This is a genomic window from Bartonella sp. AP57NXGY (assembly GCF_042195805.1).
Lineage (GTDB): Bacteria > Pseudomonadota > Alphaproteobacteria > Rhizobiales > Rhizobiaceae > Bartonella.
The window spans coordinates 1,316-7,709 of sequence record NZ_JBHIOZ010000065.1; the positions used below are offsets into that span (position 1 = coordinate 1,316).

2 protein-coding genes and 1 pseudogene are annotated in these 6,394 nt (G+C 37.0%); all 3 read right to left on the reverse strand.

Features of this window, described 5'->3' with window-relative positions:
- Positions 1-564: pseudogene (locus ACFIL8_RS06690) on the reverse strand (autotransporter outer membrane beta-barrel domain-containing protein); the annotation flags it as partial.
- A 445-nt stretch (positions 565-1,009) separates the two neighbouring features.
- Positions 1,010-3,784, reverse strand: a complete 2,775-nt coding sequence (locus ACFIL8_RS06695; protein WP_375689201.1) for an autotransporter outer membrane beta-barrel domain-containing protein — start codon at positions 3,782-3,784, stop codon at positions 1,010-1,012.
- 1,176 nt (positions 3,785-4,960) lie between these two features.
- The coding region (locus tag ACFIL8_RS06700; protein ID WP_375689203.1) for an autotransporter outer membrane beta-barrel domain-containing protein at positions 4,961-6,394 on the reverse strand (1,434 nt) is incomplete at its 5' end.

The window sequence follows — 6,394 nt, forward strand, 5'->3', positions numbered from 1 at the left end:
AATTTTTCCTCCTTTCATATAAATTTTTGCACCATTATGACTCAAAAGACCTATCGCATCAGAAGATGTCTTAATCTCTGTCTTGGTCAAAGAAACAAACGACCCTTTACCCCCAACACTGATCCCCATTCTGGTTGCTTTAATCACCCCATTCTGCATCTCAAAAGCTCCCTCATCATTAATATCGGCCCCTATCGACACGTTATTTAACATGGAATCAAATAGAGCAACGCCTCCCCCATTTGAGGACTTTACAGCTGTTGTCCAAGCGTTTGTTTCTGAATGTCCATGTGCATTCGAAACACCGTTAATGATTATAGCCTCTCCCTCAATGACTGTATTTTTCCCTGATGCCTCTATGGCAGCATCAGAACTTTCACCCGTAAGTTGATAAGTTTTCTTGGCAATTTCATGCGTTTTACCATCATTACAGCGATAAAATGAGGCACTTTCGTTACATGAATATGGCTTCTTCTCAGAAGAAATCTCACCTGCATCAGTATTGTATACAAAGAAAAAAATAACCGTTGTAAAATGATATAAAGAGAGATGATTTTTAAACATAATTTTCTACAAACTTTCTTCCCCTTCTCTAAAAACAAAAAACACGCGTTCTGTTTAATAACTTTGGTTGCGCGTGATAATTTAAAATACGTTTTGTGTTTTATATATCCGCCCTATGTTTTATGTAAAGCCAGAATCCCAAAATATCACAATTTAAAATTGTATTATTTATAAAAACGCGTAAAAATATAGATAGAAATAAAAATTCCACCCCAAAGCAGTGATTTCAAGAGAATTTAATAAAAATAAACTCAAAGAAGAAAAACAGCATAAGAAGCAAAAACTGCAAACCAGAAAGCCTTATCTCGTTTCTAAAAAGAAACAAACTTGCTCATGCAAAAAAAACATTTTTTTAAAAAACTTATTTAAAAAGTTGCAAACAAATAATAAAAAACCACAAGCTATGCTTGTGGTTTTTTAAACAACTTACCTCAAGATGATCATCCTAAAAACGATAGCGCAATCCACCAGAAAAACTGATTCCAGAAAAACCACCTTTACTCAACTTATGCTGATAAACCAAATCACCATGAAGCGCAAATTTTTGAGACAAGCGAGCATTAAGACCTAATCCAGCCTCTAGAGAAGAACCAAAAGCCCCTAACTGGAAAGAATCTTTAAAGCGCACAGACCTTTCTTTTCCAAAATCATGGGCAAAATGAATCTTTCCATAAAAAGAAACATCACGATCTTTTTCAGACGCAGTAAGAGTCTTTATCAAGCGACCACCCATACGCACCATCAATTGATCAAGTTTATCCATCTCAATATTAAAATTATCAATATCGCGGGCCTCATTAAATTGAAGATGCTGATAAACAACCTGAACCTGTGGATCAAAAACAACACCTTCATATCCTGTGGCAATTTTCTGACCACTCATCAAGGAAACACTTAAAGGGTTACCCTTCAATGTTGCCGTTTTACCCCGCGCAGTTGTCAGAACATCTCCCTTAAACAGACCATAAGATAACAAACCATCAACATAGAATCCTACATCATGCTGCATACTTCCATAAACTGTAGCAGTCCATTTATCAAATGTACTTTTTTGGCTTTGTGCAACATCTCGAGGTTGTAGAGAAAGCTTTCCATAAGACCCCATCACCCCAAAGGATATAACACTGTCAACATTTTCAACAGTTTGTAGCAAAACACCTGTCTCTAGTGCATAGTACCCTAGATCTCCCCCATAACCATATTCAAGCGCAGATAAATCTGAGGCATAACGATAACTTCCACCATAGCCACGCAAAAATGAAGCAGAATTTTCATGAATTTGCAACATTCCACTAAGATTAGTCCGTACTATCTCCAACTGCTTGTTTTGATTGCTGATATCTATCAAACCAGCGTGGAACAAACTATTCGGCAAAAGTAGATAAGTTGGCACCTGAGGAACAACAGATCTTACACCTCGTTGAGACGGAGAAACATTTTCAATTTCAGAAAGACTATCTGTAGAAGACGCTGGAACAACATCACCAGAAGATTCGGGAATAATATCCTCAACAGAAGCACGTGCAGGAGGTGTACGTTGAGAAACCATAGGAGTTTCTCTATAATCAGCAGTTTGAACATATTCATTTTCTAAACGAAAATTCCAAAATGCTCCTCCGTTCAAAGCAAATCTCTGTTTAACATGCTCCTCCCCTCTAGTAACACTTGGGCCATAAGAACGAAGAACATATTTATAAGGCGCGCCATTTAATGCAACATACTGCCCATTCAGTTGAAAAGAGTCATACGATGCATCTCCATAAACTTGAATAATTGAAACACTATGCGCTTTTTCGTTTTTTTCTTCTAAACCTCCCGCAACCCCTTGTATATGGACTATAGTTCTTCCCTTAACGTCACCATGAATGAGAAGCCGATCCGTTACTTGATGATCACTTGTATCACTAGGATTTAAACGTGCATTCAAATGAATCCAAGCATCACCAAAAGCCTGATAAACAATACCTGTTCCTTTTCCAATATAAAGCGTTTGATATGCATGATTAGTACTGGACTTTGGTTTTTCAAAAGTAATGGAACTATTAGAAAGGTGTACCGATGAAATAAACGAAACACCTCTATAATTAGGATCTTGTAATTTTTTCTGTCTTGGTTGCAATAAAGCCCACTGTGAATTATTTCCCAAGATAAGTTCGACTTTAGAACTGTTATCAACCTGAGTTTGACCGACAAGTGCAGAAGCATCAGCAACAACCTCTATAGAAGAGTTACGATCAGCCTTCAGCAACAAATCCCCAAAAAGCTTTGTTTCCTTTAAAAATATTTTAGATTTTCCAGATTGACTGCTATAAACAGCTATACTATCTGGAACGACAAAACGCGTCTTTTTCAAATCAACGCGCAATGATTTTCCCTCTGACGAACCTTCTGATGCTGCCACACCTTCAAAGTGTATACCATAAAATGCATTACCTTTCACTGTAATATTGGAATCTCCAATATTAATCTGAGGAGCTTTATCTCCCTGCAATAAAAGCCCATGAGCATCAGTAACATCAACAGAACCTTTCATAAACTGAACATAACCATCTTCAGATATATGAAAAGCTGCCTGACGACCTGCATCCAGCCCTTGATCATCCTTGCCGGTACTCCCCTTGCCGGTAATAGAGACACCCTCTAAAATAAGATATCCTTTTTCTTCTGCTTTAACCCCAACTCTCCCTAGGCTAATTTGCGTATTCGTTAAATCAACACCACTTTGAGATTTTCCTCCAGCAAAAGCCCCCACTTTGATTGCATCAATTGATCCACCAGACATTACAATGAATCCACCTTGAGCTTCCACCCCCACTAAAACCCCACTCAACGTGGAATCGCTCAGAAAGACGCCCGCTTCTTCTGATACCTTTACTCCATATTTCCAAAAATTGTTTTCCGAGTTATTCTTTTCATCCAAAATACCCTTAACAGTTATATTCTTGCCACGAATAATTGTACCTTCCTTAGACGCCTCCATGGCTCCATGAACACCATTAACATTTTTATCCATTAACGAATAAACTTTATTATTAATTTCGTGCGCTCCACCATCAGAACACTGATAAAATGCTGCATTCTGATCACATGAAGACTGCTTTTTTCCAGAGATAACCTGAGATTCAGCATTGCGTGCAAAAACACCAACATTGTGTGTCAAAAAAAGAAGTGCCGTTGTAAAAGTACATAAGGAGAAGCGATTTTTAAATAGATTGACCATAATTCCACCATAATCCCCCCTCTTCTTACTAAGATCTATACATAACGTATCAAAAAACTTAACCAAAAGAAAAATATTTAATACGTTTAGGTTTTAATATCGTGAGTTTATTAATATTTTTTGTGTTTTATGTAAATATGGAATAAAAAAATTACTCGAAAATACAATCTAAATCTGTCGCTTTTACAAAGAATTTGCAAAAATATAACTGAAGAACGACAGAAAAATCACCTTTAACGTTGTTAGTCAAAAACACCCTTAGTCAGTTGACATGCATTAAGAACACCTACTTTAACTGCCGTCTAATCACCGCCAAAACGGATATAATCAACATCCTTACGATAATATTATATTGAAACAGTGTACACTCTGTAAGCAGACAAAACATATGCCAAAATTGAGAAACAAGAGTTCACATATGCCTTTTAGGCAATCTTCATGGTAAGACAGTCTAATAAAAAGTAGGAACGTGTAAAAATCAGTTCCGATTTTACCTTTTCCTTTTAATTCAACTTTACAATATTCAAAAACATTCAGAGCCATATTTTAAAAAGTGAAGATGACACATGACTTCATCTTTTTATTTATGCATTTAAAGAAAACACACTTTCAAAAAACAATACGTCATTATGTTTCTCATTCACCAATTTTCTCAGATATCTCTCATTTTTTCCATCCCCATTTCACAACGACAGCGGATATAATATCAAGTTCATCGGATACAGCCCTCATTGTGCCTGAGTAGCATCTTTGTCTTTGCTAATTTCTAATATTGTAAATCCTCTCCTCTTAATATAATTCCCCAAATTATATTGACTCCTTTCTTAAATGATTATCCACCTGCCAATTTTACATATAATAGACAAAGGAATGCTTTTTATGGATTCATCATAAAATCCTTGAAAATATTTCAGCACCCTAAATTAAAAATATCTTTATAAATCAAAATATTATAAATAATATAATAATCACTCTGAAATACGCGTTTTGAAACAATAACGTACAAACTCTTCAGACTTTTCAAAAAAATGAAAGAAGTCCAACCTAAAAGCATATTAAAGATATGCAAAGTCATACTCTCGTAAAAATGCTATAACACAAGATGAATAGATAATGAGAAAAGCCACAAGTACAACTTGTGGCTTTTTGAAAGATTAATCAAAAACAGGAACAACACTAGAAATGATAACGCAATCCACCTGAAAAACTCGTTCCAGAAAAACCAGCCTTCGTTAGTTTGTGCTGATAAACCAAATCGCCGTAAAGCGCAAATTTTTGAGACAATTGGGCATTAAAACCTAATCCTGTTTCTAATGAAGAACCAAAAGCACCTAGCTGGAAAGCATCTTTAAAATGCACAAATTGTTTTCCTTCAAAACCATGAGCAAGATGAAGCTTGCCATAGAAAGAAACAACCTGAGCCTCATCAGTAGCAACCAGCCTCTTTGTTAAACGCCCTCCAACACGCCCTACCCACTGATGAAGCTTTCCTAAATCAATATCAAAGCCATCCACATCACGCACCTTATTAAATTGAAGATATTGATAAACAACCTGAACTTGCGGATCAAAAACAAAACCGTCTTCCCCCACCATAAACGTTTTACCAGCAGTCAATGAAGCACTTAAAGGGAAACCCTTTAATGTTGCCGTCTTGCCACGTGCAGTTGTTAGAACATCACCTTTAAACAAGCCGTAAGACACAAGACCATCAACGTAAAAACCTGCATCATGCTGCATACCACCATATGCCGTAACTGACCATTTATCAAATGTACTTTTTTGACTCTGCTCAACATTCAAAGGTTGCAAAGAAAATCTCTCGTAAGCCCCGATAACTCCAAAAGAAGTGGAACCATACATATTTTCGATTGCTTTCAGCAAAACACCTGCCTCTAGTGCATTATAATCAAACTCGCCGCCATAACCATATTCAAGCGTGGAAAGATTTGAAGTATAACGATGATTGCCGCCATAACCGCTCACAAAAAAGAGAGGATTTTCACGACTTTCTAATAAGCCCCCAGAAGTAATTCGCAAAGCTTCTAACCGCTTATTTTGATTGTTAACATTCATCAAACCAATATGACGTAAGGCATTAGGCAAAAGGAGATAAGTCGGAACCTGCGGAACAACAGCCTTAACGCCCGGCTTAGGACGAGGATGAGGCTCCGGAGCTGGTTCTGGAGAAGGTTCTGGTCCCGGAATTGGCTTAGGAGAAGGATCTGGTTTAGGTTGAACATCAGAATCTATAGACCTACTTTCAAGGCGAAAATCCCAAAATTCCCCGTTACCTTCAACTAATCTCTGATCCATACTTGCTTTTCCAAACTCAGATTCTGGACCATAACTATAAAGCTTATACTGATAAGGTAATTCGTTTAAGGCTACATAACCACCTTCCAACTGAAAAGAATCTTGCTTTGCTTGTCCAGAAACCTGAATGACTGAAATACCTTCAGCATTCCCCCCCTTTCCCGTATATCCTCCTGGACTTCCTGCAACTCCATGCACTTGGAGCTTTGTTTTTCCCGAAACATCACCATGAATTAAAACACGATCCGTCTTTTGATGATTAAGAGCACCACCACTATTCAGATATGTATTAAG

Excerpts from the sequence above, each read along its gene's own strand:
- ACFIL8_RS06695 (WP_375689201.1), bottom strand. The coding sequence starts at position 3,784 with ATGGTCAATCTATTTAAAAATCGCTTCTCCTTATGTACTTTTACAACG.